Below are 18395 nucleotides of genomic sequence, written 5' to 3'. Positions count from 1 at the left end.
CTGCAACCCCAAACAGGGAAGGCAATCCATGAATTCACATGATCCGATCGTCATCACCGGCTACGCCCGCACGGCAATGGGGGCGTTCCAGGGGGACCTCAAGGACGCCACGGCCTCGGCTCTCGGTGCTGCTGTCATCAAAGCGGCCGTTGCCCGCTCCGGCATCGGCGCCGCCGACGTGAACGAGGTGCTGATGGGCTGCGTGCTTGCCGCCGGCCAGGGCCAGGCGCCGGCGCGCCAGGCAGCACTCGGTGCCGGACTGCCGATGGACGTCGGCTGCACGACGGTGAACAAGATGTGCGGTTCGGGTATGAAGGCGGCCATGCTCGGTCACGACGCGCTGGTCGCGGGCAGCGCCGGCGTCCTGGTGGCGGGCGGCATGGAGAGCATGTCCAACGCGCCATACCTGCTCGACCGCGCGCGGGACGGCTACCGCATGGGCCACGGGCGATTGCTGGATAGCATGTTCCTGGACGGACTGGAGGACGCCTACGACAAGGGCCGTCTGATGGGCACTTTCGCCGAGGACTGCGCGCAGGATTACCAATTCACCCGCGCCGACCAGGACGAATTTGCCCTGACCTCGCTGGCACGGGCCCGCAAAGCGGTGGATGACGGCTCGTTTGCCCGGGAGACCGTACCCGTGACGGTGAGAGCCGGGCGCGTGGATCGGCAGGTCGCCATCGACGAGCAGCCGGGCAAGGCAAGACCGGAAAAGATCCCCACGTTGAAGCCGGCGTTCCGCGACGGCGGCACGGTCACTGCCGCCAATGCCAGCTCGATCTCGGACGGTGCCGCGGCGCTGGTGATGATGCGGCGAAGCGAAGCGGAGCGGCGGGGCTTGGCGCCCATTGCCATGATCGTTGGCCAAACGACTCACGCTCACGAGCCGAGCCGCTTTCCTACGGCACCGATCGGTGCCATGCGCAAGCTGCTGGAACGGGTCGGGTGGACGGCGGCTGACGTCGACCTGTTCGAGATCAACGAAGCCTTTGCCGTGGTGACGATGGCGGCGATGCGCGACCTCGACCTGCCGCACGACAAAGTCAACGTACATGGTGGCGCCTGCGCACTCGGCCATCCGATTGGGGCATCCGGCGCGCGGGTCATGGTGACGCTGCTCGCCGCACTGGAGAAATATGGCGTCAAGCGAGGGATGGCGTCGCTTTGCATCGGCGGCGGCGAGGCGACCGCCATGGCTGTCGAGCGATTGTCGTAAAGCGGCACGTGCCCTGATCCCCAATGACCTGCATGTGCGCATTTAGACAGCAGCACATCTCGCGAGGATCCGGCGCGCCTGCCTGAGATGCGGTGCGTCGAGCATCCTGTCGTTGAGTGCGATGGCACCGGCACCGGGATTGGCCGCAAATGCATCGACGACGGCCTGGGCGTTCTCAATCGCCGATGGCGAGGGCGTGAAGGCCGTATGGATCGCGGCGATCTGGCTCGGGTGGATCGCCAGCATGCCGGTAAACCCATCGCGTGCCGCCCGACTTGCATAGGCGGACAAGGCAGGCAGGTCGCGAAAGTCCGGGAACACGGTCTCGATCGGTGCCACCTCGGCGGCGGCGGCGGCGAACAGGGTGAGCGAGCGGGCGAGCTGATAAGGCGGCGTGTAGCTTCCGTCCGGCTCGCGCGCGGTCGCAGCCCCGATCGCCGCCGGCAGGTCCTCGGCACCCCAGGTGAGGCCGACCAGGCGATCCGTCACGCCCGCATACTCGCCCAGCCGGAACATCGCCGCCGGTGTTTCCGTGGCGATCGGCAGGATGCGGGCGCTGCCGTCCCCGCGTGCGCTCAGGCCCGCGTTGAGATCGATCAGCGACCGCGCGCCTTCAGCTTTCGGCAGCACGATGCCGTCCGGGCGTCCGGGTGCCGCCGCGTCCAGGTCCCGCATCGCGTGCGCGCTATCGAGCGGATTGATGCGCACGAAGATCGCGACCTGCCGATCCGGACGCGCGAGCACCGCCGCCACCGTCTCCCGCGCCAGCGCCTTTCGCTCGGAGGTCACGGAATCCTCGAGGTCGAGGATCACCGCGTCGGCGCCGCTTGCGAGCGCCTTGTCGATCCGCTCGGGACGGTCAGCAGGGACGAACAGAAGCGAACGCAGGATCACACGTCCCTCCGCTTCACCAGGGCCGTGCGCAGGCATTGGCAGACGATCACGTCGTCCTGGTTGCGCAGGCGGTGCTCGAAGGTGACCAGCCCAGCTTGCGGGCGGGAGCGGCTTTCGCGCAGCGCGGTGATCGTGGTTTGCGCGTGCACCGTGTCGCCAATGAACACCGGCTTGGGCATGACGACCTTGTCGTAGCCGAGATTGGCGATCAGCGTGCCGAGCGTGGTGTCACCGACGGAAAGCCCGATCATCAGGGCGAAGGTGAAGGTCCCGTTGACCACGATACGCCCGAAAGCACTTGCCGCCGCATACTCGGCGTCAAGGTGCAGCGGCTGCGGATTATGCGTCAGCGCCGAGATCAGCAGGTTGTCGGTTTCGGTCACGGTGCGGCGGATCTCGTGGGTGAGCGCGTCGCCGACCGTCCAGTCCTCGAAGAAGCGCCCCGCCATTACGGCTGCCCTCGCTTGATGCGCGCGAGCACCATGTCCTCGCTGACCTGCCGGCCAACGACCGCATGCAGCGCCGTCACCGTCCCATCGAACGGGGCGACCAGCCGGTTCTCCATCTTCATCGCCTCGACGACGAGCAGCGTCTGTCCGCGGGTCACGCTATTGCCCTCGGCGACTTCGACCGCGATGACATGTCCCGGCATCGGCGACAGCACCGTGCCGTCTACGTCGGTGGCATCCGCGACAAGGTGCCTGGCCTGCGGCTCCCCGACGCGCCATCCCATGCCTCCCTGAAACAGCACCCGCTCCGAGCCTGACCAGATGATGCTGCCGGCCGCGGCACCAGGCGCTACCTCGACCAGGTAAGGCGTGGCGTCGATCTCCACCAGCACCGAACGGTCGGGCGGCGCATTGATCCGGAACCCGGCAAGCGTCGTCCACGGATCTGTACCGGGCGAAGGCAGCAACGCCTGCGCGGCCGCTTGCATCACCGCGCCGGACGGCTCGGCGGAGGCAACGAGGCGATCCGCGTGCCGCTCGATGAAGCCGGTGTCGATCTGCGACGAGCGGAACGCCGGGTCGGCGAGCGTGCGCGCGAGGAACGCCGCGTTGGTGCGCACGGGCCAGACCTCGACCGCGGCGCAGGCTTCGGCCAGCCGCGCCGCCGCAGCCTCGCGCGTCGGCGCGTGCGTGATCAGCTTGGCGATCATCGGGTCGTAATAAGGCGAGATCGTGCAGCCCTGCTCGACGCCGGAATCGACCCGGACGAAATTGGGCAGTCGCAGATGGTCCAGCCGGCCGACCTGTGGCAGGAAGCCGGTCTGCGGGTTTTCGGCGTAGAGCCGCGCCTCCATCGCGCAGCCGGTCATGGTGATCTGCTCCTGCGTCGCGGGCAACGCCTCACCGGACGCGACCCGGAGCTGCCACTCCACCAGGTCGTATCCGGTCACCGCCTCAGTCACCGGATGCTCGACCTGCAGGCGTGTGTTCATCTCCATGAACCAGGTGCGATCGGCGCGCAGGCCTTCGCTGGCGTCAGCGATGAACTCGATCGTGCCTGCCCCGACATACGAGACCGCGCGCGCTGCAAGCAACGCGGCGTCGCAGATGGCGGCACGCGTCGCGGCATCCATGCCGGGTGCCGGCGATTCCTCGATCACCTTCTGGTGGCGGCGCTGCAGCGAGCAGTCGCGCTCGAACAAATGCACGACGTTTCCGTGCAGGTCGCCGAATACCTGCACCTCGATATGGCGTGGTGCGGTGACATATTTCTCGATCAGCACACGATCGTCACCGAACGCGGAACGCGCCTCGCGCAAACACGATCCGAGCGCGTCCGCGAAGGAGTTCGCGTCGTCGACGCGGCGCATGCCTTTGCCGCCGCCGCCCGCGACCGCCTTGATCAGCACCGGGTAGCCGATCGCGTCCGCTTCGGCCCGTAGCCGCGCCGGGGACTGGTCCTCGCCAAGCGTGCCGGGTGTTACAGGAACCCCCGCCTCCTGCATCAACCGCTTGGCCGCATCCTTGAGCCCCATCGCCGCGATCGCCGCCGGTGGCGCGCCCACCCAGATCAGGCCGCTTTCTTGCACCTGTGCGGCAAAGGCCGCGTTTTCCGAGAGGAAGCCATAGCCCGGATGGATCGCATCGGCGTCCGTCTCACGCGCCGCCTGCAGGATCTTGTCCGCCACCAGATAGCTTTCGCGCGCCGGTGCGGGCCCGATCGCCACGGCCTGGTCGGCCTGGCGGACAAACGGCATGTCGGCGTCGGCCTCGGAATACACGGCGATTGTGCGAATGCCGAGGCGCCGCGCGGTGCGGATGATCCTCGCGGCGATCTCGCCGCGGTTGGCGATCAGCAGGCTGTGCATCATCATGTCACATCCGGAACAGGCCGAAGCGCGGCTGCGCTGGGATTGTCGCGTTCAACGTGGCGCTCAAGGCGAGCCCCAGCACGTCGCGTGTCTGCACCGGGTCGATGATGCCGTCGTCCCAGAGCCGGGCGGTGGCGTAATAGGGATTGCCCTCGGTTTCGTAGCGATCGCGGATCGGCTGCTTGAAGGCGAGCTCCTCGGTCTCGCTCCATGCCTCGCCGCGAGCGCCGTCGCGACGTATCGTCGCCAGCACCGACGCCGCCTGTTCGCCGCCCATGACGCTGATTCGGCTGTTCGGCCAACTGAACAGGAAACGCGGCGCGTAGGCGCGGCCGCACATGCCGTAATTGCCGGCGCCGAAACTGCCGCCGATCAGCACCGTGATCTTCGGAACCGTTGCGGTGGCGACCGCGGTGACCAGCTTGGCGCCATCCTTGGCGATGCCGCCCGCCTCATACTTGCCGCCGACCATGAAGCCGGAGATGTTCTGCAGGAACAGCAGCGGAATACGACGCTGGCAGGCGAGCTCGATGAAGTGCGCGCCCTTCTGGGCGGACTCCGAGAACAGCACGCCGTTATTGGCGAGGATCGCGACCGGCACGCCCCAAAGATGCGCGAACCCGCACACCAGGGTGGCGCCGTAGAGCGCACGGAACGGCTGGAACTCGGAGCCGTCGACGATCCTGCCGATCACCTCGTGCACGTCATATTGTGCGCGCACGTCGGTCGGGATGATGCCGTAGAGATCGTGCGGATCGAGCAGCGGCGGCCGCGGCGTGCGGATTGCGATGTCCGGCGACTTCGTCACGTTCAGTCTGCCGACGATCTCGCGCACGATCAGCAGCGCGTGCAGATCGTTCTGTGCGACATGATCGACGACACCTGAGCGGCGCGCGTGGGTATCGGCGCCGCCGAGTTCCTCGGCGGTGATCACCTCGCCGGTCGCGGCCTTCACCAGCGGCGGGCCGGCGAGGAAGATCGTGCCCTGGTTGCGCACGATGACGGTCTCGTCGGACATCGCCGGCACGTAGGCGCCGCCGGCGGTGCAGCTTCCCATCACGCAGGCGATCTGCGGGATGCCTTCGGCCGACATGTTGGCCTGGTTGAAAAAGATGCGGCCGAAATGCTCGCGATCGGCGAACAGCTCGGCCTGGTGCGGCAGGTTGGCGCCGCCGGAATCGACCAGATAGATGCAGGGCAGGCGGTTCTCGCGTGCGATCTCCTGCGCTCGCAGATGCTTCTTCACGGTCAGCGGAAAATAGGCGCCGCCTTTGACGGTCGGATCATTGGCGACGATCATTACCTCGCGCCCCGACACCCGGCCGATCCCGGCGATCATTCCCGCACCCGGCGCCTGGTTTTCATACAGCCCGTGCGCGGCAAGTGCGCCGATCTCCAGAAAGGCGGACCCCGCATCGAGCAGCCGATGCACGCGCGCGCGTGGCAGCAGCTTGCCGCGTGCCGTATGGCGCGCCCGCGACGCCTCCGAACCGCCCAGACCCGCCAGCCGCATCGTCTCGTGCAACTGATCCACCAGCGCGCGATTATGCGCGCCATTCGCCGCAAAGCTGGCGGCTGCCGGATCGACGCTGCTGGCGAGCGTGGTCATGCGCCGATCAGCTCGCGTCCGATCAAATAGCGCCGGATTTCGTTGGTGCCGGCGCCGATGTCGTAGAGCTTGGCGTCGCGCAGGAAACGCTCCACCGGCCATTCCCTGGTGTAGCCGGCGCCGCCGAGCGCCTGAATCGCCTCCAGCGACACCCGCACCGCGTTCTCGCTGGCGAGCAGGATCGCGCCCGCGGCATCGGCGCGTGTGGTCCGGCCGCGATCGCAGGCCCGCGCCACCGCATAGACGTAGGCGCGCGCCGAATTCAGCGCCACCACCATGTCCGCGACCTTGGCCTGCATCAACTGGAACGAACCGATCGCGGCGTTGAACTGGCGTCGCTCGCGGACATAGGGCAGCACGCAATCCAGGCAGGCCTGCATGATGCCGAGCGGTCCGCCCGCGAGCACCGCGCGCTCGTAATCAAGCCCCGACATCAGGATCGCCGCCCCCTGGCCCTCCTTGCCGATGATGTTCTCGGCCGGCACGTCGCAATCCTCAAAGACCAGCTCGGCGGTGTCGGAGCCGCGCATGCCCATCTTGTCGAGCTTCTTCGACACCGAAAAGCCGGGCATCTCGCGCTCGATCAGGAAGGTGGTGATCCCCTTCGGACCGGCGTTCGGATCGCTCTTGGCATAGACCACCAGGATTTGTGCCTCCGGCGCGTTGGTGATCCAGAACTTTGTGCCATTAAGCCGCCAGCCCTCGCCGCTTCGTTCCGCGCGCAATCGCATCGAAATCACGTCCGACCCCGATCCTGCTTCGGACATCGCCAGACTGCCGACATGCTCGCCAGAGATCAGCCCGGGCAGCACACGACGCTTCTGCGCCTCGGTCCCCCAGCGGCGGATCTGGTTGATGCACAAATTCGAGTGCGCGCCGTAGCTGAGACCGACCGAAGCCGAGGCGCGCGAGATTTCCTCCATCGCCACCACATGTTCGAGATAGCCAAGCCCGAGGCCGCCATATTCTTCCTCGACGGTGATGCCGTGCAGGCCGAGCGCGCCCATCTCCGGCCACAGCGCGCGCGGGAAGCTGTTCTCCGCATCGATTTGTGCCGCGATCGGTGCTATCCGATCGGTGGCGAAACGGCGTGTCGTCTCGCGGATCTGGTCGGCAACGTCGCCGAGCGCGAAGTCGAATTCGGCATTCATGCGCGAGCCTCCGTTTGTGCATCAGATGTGGATGGCATGCCCAAGGCCCTTGAGTGCTGCCTCGTGGAACGCCTCGCCGAGGGTGGGATGGACGTGGATGGTGCCGGCGATGTCTTCGAGCACGGCGCCCATCTCGATGGCGCCGACAAATGCGCCGGCGAGCTCGGCGACATGCTGACCCACCGCCTGCACGCCAAGGATGCGCCGATCGCGCCCGCGGAAGACGACGCGGACGAAGCCGCCATCGCGCCCCGCATCAATCGACAACGCCCTGCCGTTGGCGCGCAGCGGAAAGCTTGAGACGACGAGGTCTGGCTCTGCCGCGTCCGGTACGAGGCCGGCGCTGACGATCTCGGGGTCGGTAAAGCAGACCGAGGCGATCGTCGCGGGGTCGAAGCGGCGGCGGTGCCCGGCGATGATTTCGGCCACCATCTCGCCCTGCGCGGACGCCTTATGCGCCAGCATCGGCTCGCCGACCAGGTCGCCAATTGCCCAGACATTCTTCATCGACGTGGCGCAGCGGTCATCGATTTCGATGAAACGGCCGTCCATTTGCACGGACATGTTTTCCAGGCCCCAGCCCTGCGTCGCCGGCAGCCGGCCCACGGTTACCAGAATCCTGTCGGCCGGCAGCGACAATGTCTCTCCGTCAGACGTCCTGACTTGCAGCGCAGCACCGGACTCATCGAGACCGAGTGCCGTCGCGCTGCCATGGATCTCGACGCCTTGCCGTGCCAAGGCCGCGCGCACCGGGGCGACCAGTTCCGCGTCGTAGTTCGGCAGGATTTGTGCCTGCGCCTCGACGATCGTGACTATGACGCCGAGCTTGCTGAACGCGCTGCCCAGCTCGACCCCGATATAGCCGCCGCCGACCACCACGAGCCGCTTCGGCAACGCGGCGAGCGACAGCGCCTCGGCCGACGAGATCACCAAGCCGCCGAACTCCAGCGCGGACAGCGGCGCTGCTACCGAGCCGGTGGCGAGGATGACGTGCTCGGCGGCAACGACGCTCTCGCCCGCCTCCGAGACGACGCGGCAGGTCTTGCCGTCGGTGAAATGTGCGCGTCCTTGCAGCACGCGCACCTTGGCGCGTTTGAGCAACCCTGCGACTCCGTCGCTGAGCTGGCCCACGATCCCGTCCTTCCAGCGGACGGTGGCCGCGATGTCGATTTCGGGCGGCGCCGCCAGGCTGATGCCGAGGTGCGGGGCCGCCGCGGTCTCGGTCATCAGCGCGAACTGCGACGCAGCATGGATCATCGCCTTGGACGGAATGCAGCCGCGCAACAGGCAGGTGCCGCCGAGCCGCTGCTCGTCGATCAGGATGGTGTCGAGCCCAAGCTGCCCGCAGCGGATTGCGGCGACGTAGCCGCCCGGACCGCCGCCGACGACAACAACCCTGGCCGTGATCGTGGCCGGCATCAGGACTCCATGAACAGCAAGGCGGGATGCTCGATCAACCGCTTGAGTGCTTGCACGAAGCGGGCCGCGTCATGGCCGTCGACGATCCGGTGGTCGAACGACGAGGACACGTTCATCATCGTTCGTATGGTGATCTGGCCGTGCAGTACTACCGGGCGTTCAATCAGCTTGTTCGGGCCGATGATCGCCACCTCCGGCGCATTGATCACCGGGGTGGCGGAGACGCCGCCGAGCGCACCCAGGCTGGTCAGCGTGATCGTCGAGCCGGTGAGTTCGTCGCGCGCGGCACTGCCATCGCGCGCGGCGGCGGTCACGCGCGCCAACTCACGCGCGCACCCCCACAGATCGAGCGTCTCCGCGTGCCGCACCACCGGGACCATCAGGCCGCCCGCGGTCTGGGTGGCGATGCCGACATGCACGCCGTCATGGACGCGCAGAATGCCGGCCACATCGTCGAATCGCGCGTTGAGCTGCGGGAACGTGGCGGTCAGCCTGGTGATTGCAAGCATGAAGAACGGCAACAGAGAGAGCTTCAGCTGCTCCGCGGTTCGGGTCTCGTTCAGCGTGCGGCGCAGGCTTTCGAGTTCGGTCAGATCAAACTCCTCCACATAGCCGAAATGCGGAATGCGCCGCTTGGAGTCCTGCATCCGCTCCGCGATCTTGCGGCGCAGGCCAGTAATCCTGATCTCGCTGACGCCGGTGCGCGACAAGCCCTCGCTTGCGGGTTGTTGAATGGCTGGGTCGCCGCGCGCGATGAAGGCGTCGAGATCGTCTGGCGTGATACGAGCGGCGGGTCCGGTGCCAGGCACCAACCGCAGGTCGATCCCATGTTCGTGGGCACGCCTGCGGGTTGCAGGCGACGCGAGCGGCGCCTCGTCGCGGACAGAATTGGTTGGGGAGACCTCGGGCTCGGGTAGGGCGGGGGACGGCGCTGCCGCATTATCGCGGTCCATCTCGATCAGCGGCGTGCCCACCGGCACCATCTGGCCGACCTCGCCGTGCAGCGCCAGCACCCGGCCGGACACCGGCGTGGTCATCTCGACCGTCGCCTTGTCGGTCATCACGTCGACCGTCGCCTGGTCTTCCTCGATATGGTCGCCGACCTTGATCCGCCAGGCGATGATCTCCGCCTCGGCGACCCCTTCGCCGATATCCGGCAGCCGGAACACGTAGTTGCCCATCGTCAATCCTTCAGGGCGCGCTGCATCGCCGAGATCACGCGGGCCGGTCCGGGAAAGTAGTCCCACTCGAAGGCATGCGGATAGGGGGTGTCCCAGCCCGTGACCCTTTCGATCGGCGCCTCGAGATGATAGAAGCAGCGCTCCTGCACCAGCGCCGACAGCTCGCCGCCAAAGCCGCCATAGCGCGACGCCTCGTGCACGATCACGCAGCGCCGGGTCTTGCGCACCGATCCGATGATGGTGTCGAGATCGAGCGGCACGATGCTGCGCAGGTCGATCACCTCGGCGTCGATGCCGCTTTCCTCCACCGCCGAGAGTGCGACATGCACCATCGTGCCATAGGCGAGCACGGTCATTGCCGATCCCTCGCGGACGATCACGGCTTGCCCCAGCGGAACCCTGTAGTGTTCCTCTGGCACTTCGCTGCTCGGATGCTGCGCCCAGGTGCCGACCGGCTGGTCGAAGCGGCCGTTGAATGGGCCATTATAGAGGCGCTTCGGCTCGAGGAAGATCACCGGATCGTCATCCTCGATCGCGGCGATCAGCAATCCCTTGGCATCGTACGGGTTGGAGGGAATCACTGTCTTCAGTCCCGATACATGCGCGAAGATCGCCTCGGGGCTGGAGCTGTGCGTTTGTCCGCCGAAGATGCCGCCTCCATAGGGCGAGCGCACTGTGATCGGCGCCCAGAACTCGCCCGCGGAGCGGTAGCGCAGCCGCGCCGCCTCCGAGACGAGCTGGTCGTAGGCGGGCAGGATGTAGTCGGCGAACTGGATTTCGACGACCGGCCGCAGCCCGTACGCGCCCATGCCGATCGCGGTCGCCACGATGCCGCCTTCGGAGATCGGCGTATCGAAGCATCGGGTCGGCCCGTGCTTGCGCATCAGCCCGTCCGTGGCGCGGAACACGCCGCCGAAATAGCCGACATCCTCGCCGAACACCAGAACGTCGGGATCGCGCCCCAGCATCACATCGAGTGCCGAATTGATCGCGCGGATCATGTTCATGCTGGCCATTCAGACACCGAGTTCCCGGCGCTGCTCGATGATGCGCCAGTCATCGGTCTTGTAGACCTGCTCGAACATCTCGCGCGTGCCGGGTTTTGAGGTGCCGAGCGTGCCGACCGCCTCGCCTGCCTTTTTCGCCGCGCGCACCAGCCCGGTCAGCTCAGACTCGAGCGCCTCATGCCGCGGCTCGGACCATGCACCGGCCGCGATCAGATGCGCCTTCAGCCGGTTGATCGGGTCGCCCAGCGGCCAGTGGCGCGCTTCATCGCTGGGACGATATTTGGAGGGATCGTCGCTGGTCGAGTGGCCGCCAGCGCGATAGGTGACGAACTCGATCAGCGTGGCACCGCCATTGCCGCGCGCGCGCTCCGCCGCCCAAAGCGTTGCCGCATAGACCGCCAGGAAATCGTTGCCGTCGACACGTAGGCCGGGCAAGCCGTAGCCGATCGCACGCGCCGCGAACGTCGTCTCCTCGCCGCCGGCGGTGCCCTGGAACGAGGAGATCGCCCATTGGTTGTTGGTAATGCACAGGATGACCGGCGCGCGATAGACCGCGGCAAACGTCAGCGCCTCATGGAAGTCGCCTTCGGCGGTCGTGCCCTCGCCGATATAGGCGATGGCGATCTTGTCGTCTCCCTTGTAGGCAGACGCCATTGCCCAGCCGACGGCATGGCCGAAGCGGCTGCCGACATTGCCGGAAAGCGAATAGAAGCCGTACTCGCGCGCAGAATACAGGATCGGCAGCTGTCGTCCCCGCAGCGGATCGTCGGCGTTCGAGTAGATCTGGTTGACCAGCGAGAGCAGCGGATAGTCGCGCGCCATCAGGTAGCTGACGACGCGATAGGTCGGAAAGCACATGTCCTCACGGCCGAGCACCATAGAGGGTGCGGCACCCAGCGCCTCCTCTCCTGTGGAGGTCATGAAGAACGAGGTTTTTCCCTGCCGATGCGCCTGGAACATGATGGTGTCGAACACCCGCGTCAGCAGCATCGCGCGCAGCCCGCGCGCCAAGGTCTCGGAATCGAGTCGCGGGTTCCACGGCCCGTTGGCTCCACCCTCGAAATCCAGGACGCGAACGAGCCCGTAAGGCATGTCGCGCATCTCCGACTCCGCGGCCAGCACGTCCGGCCGACGGGTCGCACCCGCTTCGGGGATGGCAATATGGCTGAAATCCGCCGCATCACCAGGTCGCGCGCGCGGCGCGGGGACGTGCAGCCGTAGCCGCGGCCGATTCTCGCCGCTACTCATGCCGAGGCCCGTGCGGCGCCGACCGACGCGCGCCAGAACAGCAGGCAGCCGAGGATCGCCGCCGGACCGACAACCAGACTGAGTGACGCCGCGACCCGATGCGGATCGTGGAAGACAAATTCCGTGATCATCGCAGTGGCCATCGTGCCGAGGCCCAGGCCGCCGAGGATATTGCCGAACGAGACCATCGAGATCGTCAGTCCGCGCATTTCGTTCGGCACCGCCTCCTGGATGGCGGTAATGCCGATCGTTCCCGCGGCCGAGGAAAACAGGTTCCACCAACCAAACAGCACGAACACCTCCCATACGCGCGACGTGCCGCCAAGCAGCAGCAGCGGCAACGCCAGCAGCGCCGACAGCATTGCCGCGATGATCCGCAGCCGCAAACCGCCGGCCGCGGCGGACGCGGCGCGATCGGAAATCAGGCCGCCAAGCACCGTACCCAACCCTCCCATGACCACCGCAAGACCGCCGAGGATTCCGCCGATCGCGGCAAAGGAGAGATGGTAGTCGCGAGACAACAGCGAGGGCACCCAGTTCATGAGCGAAAAATCGCCCACCGACATCAGCGCCATGGCCCCAAGCAGAGGGAAGACGATACCGCCGCGGTGCACCAGCTCGCCGCCCACCTCACGCAGGCTGTAGTGCCGCGGCGTGGCAATGCCGCCCTGATGACGGCGCGCCGGCTCCCTGACCGTCAGCAGCAGGAGCACCAGACCGAGCCCGGGCAGGCCGAGCAGCAGCAGCGACGCGCGCCACGGCGATAGCGCGCCCAGCAGCGGCAGGCTGCGCAGCAAGCCGTCCTGTGCCGCCTGCAACAGGAAGCCGCCGATGCCAAGTGCGATGCCGCCGCCGACCACCATCCCCATGACGAACACGCCGATGGCGGCACCACGCCGGTACGGCGCGAACAGGTCGGTGATCATCGACATTGCCGCCGGCGCCAGCGCGGCTTCCCCGACTCCCACGAACACCCGTGCCGCGAACAGGGCGCCGAAGCTGTGGCTCAGGCCGCAGGCGACAGTCGCGACCGTCCATACCAGCACACCGCAGATGATGACCGCGCGACGTGGCACCAGATCCGCGAGACGGCCGAGAGGCAGCCCCGCAATTGAGTAGATCAGGGCGAAGGCGAGCCCCTGGAGCAGGCTGATCTGGGTGTCGCTGATGTGCAGGTCGGCCCGGATCGGGTCGACAAGCAGGCTCAGGATCTGCCGATCGGTGTAGGACAGCACGGCGCAGAGCGTGAAGACCGTGACTGCCCACCAGGCAGGAAGCAGTGCTGGCCAGGCGCGATCGGTCTCGAGCGCGGGCGCCGTGGCGCTCACCGCGCGGCAGGCCCAGTCGCCTCGGCCTGCCTGGTGAAATCGAGGTCGTGGAAGTCGAAGCTGAAATCCGTGGTGGGAGACAGCGCCTTCATCGTCATGCCGCGCACCGTGTCGGCGAAACCGGTCTCGAAATTGACCAGGGCATCGGCCTTGAGGCTGCGATCGTCCCAGCGCACGACAAAAACGTTGCCCTTCACCGCGTGCATCGTCCCGGTCATGTCATGCGTGTGGCTGAAGCTCAACCGCAGCGTATCGCCTGTGCGGCTCACCGTCGCGTCGCCGCGCCAGGGGTCATGATAGGTGCCCACATAGGCGTCGAGCGGCATCGCGGCATGGCCGCCGGACTTGGCAATCGCGGCATTGGCGGCGCGATCGGCGTCGGCGGCTTTGCGGTCCTGCTTCTCGGTGCGCTGGCTCCAATAGGCAACCCAGTCCCGTCGCGGCGAACCGAAATAGGCGTCAAGCAGGGTCTGCATGACGGAATAGATCGCCCCGCCGCTTTCCTGATTGGTCAGCACCACGATGCCGAGATGCTTCGAGGGGATCAGCGACACGTAGCTGACCTCCCCGATCAGGCCGCCGGTATGCCAGACCCGCCTGTAGCCGTAATCGTTCTCCAGGAACCAGCCGAGTCCGTAATCCAGGAAGTGCGTCTGCGTCAGGCCTGCGGTGGAGGGGAGCGGCGTGATGATGGTCTGCGGAGTCCACATGTCGGCGTGGACCGTCTTGCTGAAGAGCGGCAAACCGTCCGCAATGCGGCCGTCGGCAAGCTGGAGGATCATCCACTTTGCCATCCCTTGCGCACTGCACTCGATTGACCCCGCCGGATCGAATGCCGTGCTCTTGTCGGGTGCCACCGCGGCGGTCGTGCCGGAGATCGTGACGTGGGGCGATGCGACGTCCGGGTTGCGGCCGGCGTGCAGGAGATTGGCGGCGCAGCCGGTCCCGAGCCGGTCGAGGATTCTCTTTTGTACGAAATCCTCCCAGCTCACGCCGGTCGTAGCGGGAATAAGCTGGCCGGCGACAATGTAGAGCAGATTGTCGTAGTCGAACTTCGAACGGAAGCTGGAGACCGGCTTGAGGAAGCGGAGATTATGGATGATATCGCTTCGGGTGAAGTCGGTTTGCGGGAAGATCATCAGGTCGCCGGCGCCGAGACCCAACCCGCTGCGATGGGTCAGCATGTCGCGGATGGTGAACTGCCGCGTCACCCAAGGGTCCATAAGCCGGAATTGCGGGATATGGTCGATGACCTTGTCGTCCCAATGCAGCTTGCCCTGGTCCACCAGCATGCCGAGAGCCGCGACGGTGAAGGCTTTGGTGTTGGAGCCGATGCCGAACAGGGTTTGCGCGTCGACCCGTCCGGGCTTGCCGACCTCGCGAACGCCATAGCCCTTCTCGAACACGATCTTGTCGTCCTTGACGACGGCGATCGCCATGCCGGGAACGGAGAAGGTCTTCTGGGCGCGCGCGGCGAGTTGGTCGATATCGACGGGCGGCGTGCTCGCCGCGATGGCCGCCAAGCTCGGCGCTACGCCTAGACCGCAGGCCAGGAGCGTGCGCGCGAGCCAGCCCTTCGGACGCGCACCCGGACTCATTGGGTGCCCCCTTTGAGCAGCGGCGAGGGCTTGCGGTCCAGACGTTCGGGGGAGAGCTCCGCCTGCTGCAAACCCCGGTCCAGCAAATCGTCGGGAACGCCCAGCCGCTTGACCAGGGATGCGGCCAGCCTTCCCATCGCCGGCGCGGTCTGGATGCCGTAGCCGCCCTGACCCGCAAGCCAGAACAGACCCGGACAGTGCGGATCGAAGCCGACGACCGGGCTGCGGTCGGCTACGAAGCTGCGAAGTCCCGCCCACTTGCCGCGGACGTGGCGCACCTGCAGCGACGTCGCCTGTTGCACCCGGTCGATGGCGATGGCGACATCGAGTTCGTCGGGTTGCACGTCGCACGCCTGCATCGGCTCCTCGTCGGCCGGAGACAGCAGCAGCAATCCGGCGTCGGGCTTGAAATAGAATTGCTCGTCGATATCGATCGTCATCGCACTTTTGGTGTATCCGGCGTTGTCCGGACCCTCCACCAGCACCACGGTGCGACGACATGGCGCCAGACCGATCGGAGCCGCACCCGCGAGGGCGCCCACATGCTCCGCCCAGGCTCCGGCGGCATTGATCACGATCGGCGCCTCGATCACATCGGTGCCGCTGCGGGCCTGCCACACGCCACCCGAATGCTCAAGACTCAGAATGCCGTTCTGCAACAGCACCCGGCCGCCGGACGCCCGGAGTTGACGCAGATAGCCCTGGTGCAACGCACTGACTTCGAGATCGCGTGCGTCCCGCTCGTAGAGGGCCAGGGCAGCATAGCCCTCCCGCAGCAGCGGCGAGAGCTTCAGCGCTTCGGCGGCATCAACAAAACGCGTGCCCGCGGCGACGTCCGGCAGTGCCGCCATCCGATGCAGACTCTCCAACTGGTCGGATCGCGCAATATACAACGAGCCACGTGGATGGACGAGCGGCGTGTCGGTGAACTGGCGCGGCGGGGCGAAGAAGAAGTCCCTACTTCCCCGCGACAGCGCGCGGATCGAGGCGTTGCCGTAGATTTCCGAGAACAGGGCCGCGGAACGGCCGGTCGAATGGTAGCCCGGCTGCGCCTCGCGCTCGATGACGGCCACGGAGACCTCCGCGGCAAGGTTTGCCGCGACGGAGATGCCGGCGATACCACCTCCGATCACCAGAACGTCAAAGCGCGTGGCCATCATCGACTTTCAGGGTTGAATGTCGCGGCAAACCATGTGGGGGGATTGCCGCGTCCGCCGTCCGGGTTTAAGCCGTTTGAAACATTTTTCACAGGATGAAAACCGCCATCATGCGGATTTTCACGGCTGGTCTCGCCACCGAAACCAATACGTTTGCTCCCTGGCCAACCGGGGATCGTGCCTTCGACGAAGGTGGCCGCTGGCCAGGCAATGCCAGCCTTGCAGGCGACTGTCCCGAAAACCTGGTGGCGCGACTGTATCGCACGCTTGCCGGCCGGGACGGCCATGACTTCGTCGAGGGCCTGTTCGCGTCGGCCGAGCCGTCGGGACCAACCGTGCAAGCCGTCTTCGAGAGCCTGCGCGACCAGATCGTGGACGAAATCCGGTCGGCTGGCCCGTTCGACGTCATCCTGCTCTATCTGCATGGCGCCATGGTGGCGACGGAATGCGAGGATTGCGAGGCCGACCTCGTCATCCGTATCCGCGACGTGGTCGGGCGGGATGCGGCGATCGGCGTCGAGCTTGACCCGCACTGCCATCTTTCGCAGGCGCTGGTCGACGCCGCCGACCTCGTCATCTGCATGAAGGAGTATCCGCATATCGACTTCCTGGAGCGTGCCGAGGAGCTCTACGGTCTGTGCGTGCGCAAGGCCGCGGGCGAGATCGCGTTGGCCTCGCACCTGTTCGATTGCCGGATGGTCGGGTTCTATCCGACCACGATGCAGCCGATGGCCGGTCTGCTTGAGCAAATGAAATCGGCGGAATTGGAGCCCGGCGTAGCATCGGTCAGCTTCGTGCACGGCTTTCCCTGGGGAGACACGTTCGACAACGGATCCAAGGTGCTGGTTGTCACCGAGGGTGATGCGACGCGCGCGGCCGCGTTGGCGGAGAGGCTCGGCCGCGCGTTCTACGCACAGCGCGAGGCGTTGCTGCAGCACTTTCCCGGCATGGAGGAGGCGCTCGATCTCGCTTTCGCCACACCGGGCCGCGTGGTCATTGCCGACACCGCGGACAATGCCGGCGGCGGCGCGCCCAGCGACAATGTCACCCTGTTGACGGCGATGCTGCGCCGGAACATCCGCGATGCCTGCTTCGGCTGCATCTGGGATCCGATTGCAGCCGGAGTGTGCGCGGAATCGGGCGTCGGCACGAAACTGCGGCTTCGCCTGGGTGGGAAATGCGGGCCCGCCTCCGGAGAAGCCGCGGATTTCCAGGTTCGGGTACGGGCAGTCCGAACCAACCACGATCAGGCTGGGCTGGGGACGTCGCGTGCGGCGATGGGTCTTTCGGTATGGCTCGAGATCGAGGGCATCGACGTCGTGGTCAACTCAATTCGCACACAGACCTTCGCGCCCGACGCCTTCACGGGCCTCGGCATCGCGCTCGAAGGCAAGCGGCTGATCGTGGTCAAATCGAGCCAGCATTTTCAAACCCATTTCGCCTCCCTTGCCGATCGCGTGATCCATTGCGCAACGCCAGGCGCCGTGCAGATGGATTTCGCGGCACTCCCCTTTCGAAGACGGCGGGACCTCAACTACTTCCCGCGCGTCGCCGCCCCGCTCTCTTGATCGAAACCGGTGGCTCGGCGGCTGCCACGGATTTCGCGGCATCCCTGTCGATCGCGGCAATCAGCTGTGACTCCGGTCCCGAACAGATTGAGAGGACCCTGCATGGTCCTGTTCCGACCGCAACATAGGCGTGACCCATGCCGCTGTCGAAGTAGATGGAGTCTCCCGTCTCCAGGCGAACCGGTGCGTAGAGGTCGGTATGCAGATCGATGCAGCCTTCAAGAACGTAGGCGTACTCCTCTCCGGCGTGACGGATCATCTCACCGAACTCGGCGAGCGACGTGGCGCGGATCTCGGCGATGATGGGGATGAATCGCTTGTTCAGCAATTCCGTTGCTGGATAGATGTGGCCGTACGTGTTGGTCTCGATACTTCGTCCTTCACCTACGCGCGCGATACTGCGCCGCCCGGTCACCAGCGACAGCGGGTGGCGAGCGGCATCCTGTGCGAACAGCACACCGATATCGATCTCCAGCCCTTTACTGATGCGCGCGAGCTTGTCGTAGCTGAGCGACAGCTTATCGTTCTCGACTTTTGAGAGTGTCGAAATCGGCAGCCCGGTCCTGCGGCTGACCTCCGCGAGCGTCCATCCCTTCTCCAGGCGTACTGCTCTCAGGGCCGATCCGGGCTTTGCGGTCGGTGACACGTCTGGCACGCTCCAATACTCAGAAACATCCTACATCGAAGAGGAAGCCG

Annotated in this window: 15 protein-coding genes; 2 read left to right on the top strand and 13 right to left on the bottom strand. The window is 66.3% G+C overall.

The window, feature by feature from the left end; genetic code table 11:
• The first annotated feature begins 28 nt into the window (after positions 1-28).
• Positions 29-1219 carry an acetyl-CoA C-acyltransferase gene (locus ACQY4K_RS06015; RefSeq protein ID WP_428394308.1) on the top strand — a complete coding sequence of 397 codons (1191 nt, stop codon included), beginning with the start codon at positions 29-31 and terminating at the stop codon, positions 1217-1219.
• A 42-nt stretch (positions 1220-1261) separates the two neighbouring features.
• On the opposite strand, the gene ACQY4K_RS06010 is transcribed toward ACQY4K_RS06015, so the two are convergent.
• From ACQY4K_RS06010 to ACQY4K_RS05955, 12 genes are read right to left on the bottom strand one after another with little or no spacing between them, the layout of a single operon-like run.
• The gene (locus ACQY4K_RS06010; RefSeq protein ID WP_428394306.1) at positions 1262-2113 is read right to left on the bottom strand and encodes an HpcH/HpaI aldolase/citrate lyase family protein; all 852 of its coding nucleotides are present in this window, start codon (positions 2111-2113) and stop codon (positions 1262-1264) included.
• Positions 2110-2562, bottom strand: a complete 453-nt coding sequence (locus tag ACQY4K_RS06005; RefSeq protein ID WP_428394304.1) for a MaoC family dehydratase — start codon at positions 2560-2562, stop codon at positions 2110-2112. Before ACQY4K_RS06005 ends, ACQY4K_RS06010 begins: the two co-directional genes overlap by 4 nt.
• Positions 2562-4436 carry an acetyl/propionyl/methylcrotonyl-CoA carboxylase subunit alpha gene (locus ACQY4K_RS06000; RefSeq protein ID WP_428394302.1) on the bottom strand — a complete coding sequence of 625 codons (1875 nt, stop codon included), beginning with the start codon at positions 4434-4436 and terminating at the stop codon, positions 2562-2564. The genes ACQY4K_RS06005 and ACQY4K_RS06000 overlap by 1 nt, the downstream gene beginning before the upstream one ends.
• A gap of 1 nt (position 4437) precedes the next feature.
• Positions 4438-6042, bottom strand: a complete 1605-nt coding sequence (locus ACQY4K_RS05995) for a carboxyl transferase domain-containing protein (protein WP_428394300.1) — start codon at positions 6040-6042, stop codon at positions 4438-4440.
• A complete protein-coding gene (locus tag ACQY4K_RS05990; RefSeq protein ID WP_428394298.1) occupies positions 6039-7193 on the bottom strand; it encodes an acyl-CoA dehydrogenase family protein in 1155 nt (384 codons plus the stop codon). The genes ACQY4K_RS05995 and ACQY4K_RS05990 overlap by 4 nt, the downstream gene beginning before the upstream one ends.
• Positions 7194-7214: 21 nt before the next feature.
• Positions 7215-8612, bottom strand: a complete 1398-nt coding sequence (gene lpdA, locus ACQY4K_RS05985; protein WP_428394296.1) for a dihydrolipoyl dehydrogenase — start codon at positions 8610-8612, stop codon at positions 7215-7217.
• The gene (locus ACQY4K_RS05980; RefSeq protein WP_428394294.1) at positions 8612-9793 is read right to left on the bottom strand and encodes a dihydrolipoamide acetyltransferase family protein; all 1182 of its coding nucleotides are present in this window, start codon (positions 9791-9793) and stop codon (positions 8612-8614) included. Before ACQY4K_RS05980 ends, lpdA begins: the two co-directional genes overlap by 1 nt.
• Before the next feature lie 2 nt (positions 9794-9795).
• Positions 9796-10809: an alpha-ketoacid dehydrogenase subunit beta gene (locus ACQY4K_RS05975; protein WP_428394293.1), complete on the bottom strand. Its 1014-nt coding sequence runs from the start codon at positions 10807-10809 to the stop codon at positions 9796-9798.
• A complete protein-coding gene (locus ACQY4K_RS05970; RefSeq protein WP_428394292.1) occupies positions 10810-12048 on the bottom strand; it encodes a 3-methyl-2-oxobutanoate dehydrogenase (2-methylpropanoyl-transferring) subunit alpha in 1239 nt (412 codons plus the stop codon).
• Entirely contained in the window at positions 12045-13376 is a 1332-nt protein-coding gene (locus tag ACQY4K_RS05965; protein ID WP_428394290.1) for an MFS transporter, read from the bottom strand. The genes ACQY4K_RS05970 and ACQY4K_RS05965 overlap by 4 nt, the downstream gene beginning before the upstream one ends.
• Complete coding sequence (locus ACQY4K_RS05960) at positions 13373-14974, bottom strand: serine hydrolase (RefSeq protein WP_428394288.1); 1602 nt, start codon at positions 14972-14974, stop codon at positions 13373-13375. The genes ACQY4K_RS05965 and ACQY4K_RS05960 overlap by 4 nt, the downstream gene beginning before the upstream one ends.
• The gene (locus ACQY4K_RS05955; protein WP_428394286.1) at positions 14971-16134 is read right to left on the bottom strand and encodes an NAD(P)/FAD-dependent oxidoreductase; all 1164 of its coding nucleotides are present in this window, start codon (positions 16132-16134) and stop codon (positions 14971-14973) included. Before ACQY4K_RS05955 ends, ACQY4K_RS05960 begins: the two co-directional genes overlap by 4 nt.
• 107 nt (positions 16135-16241) lie before the next feature.
• Between ACQY4K_RS05955 and ACQY4K_RS05950 the strand changes: the two genes are divergently transcribed.
• Positions 16242-17699 carry a M81 family metallopeptidase gene (locus ACQY4K_RS05950; protein ID WP_428394285.1) on the top strand — a complete coding sequence of 486 codons (1458 nt, stop codon included), beginning with the start codon at positions 16242-16244 and terminating at the stop codon, positions 17697-17699.
• Here the strand turns inward: ACQY4K_RS05950 and ACQY4K_RS05945 are convergent.
• Complete coding sequence (locus ACQY4K_RS05945) at positions 17662-18345, bottom strand: helix-turn-helix domain-containing protein (protein WP_428394283.1); 684 nt, start codon at positions 18343-18345, stop codon at positions 17662-17664. The genes ACQY4K_RS05950 and ACQY4K_RS05945 overlap by 38 nt on opposite strands.
• Positions 18346-18395 lie beyond the last annotated feature (50 nt).

The sequence above is a fragment of the Lichenicoccus sp. genome (genome assembly GCF_965276875.1).
In the GTDB taxonomy this organism is placed as follows: Bacteria; Pseudomonadota; Alphaproteobacteria; order Acetobacterales; family Acetobacteraceae; genus Lichenicoccus.
This window is presented reverse-complemented; position numbering and strand designations above follow the sequence as displayed.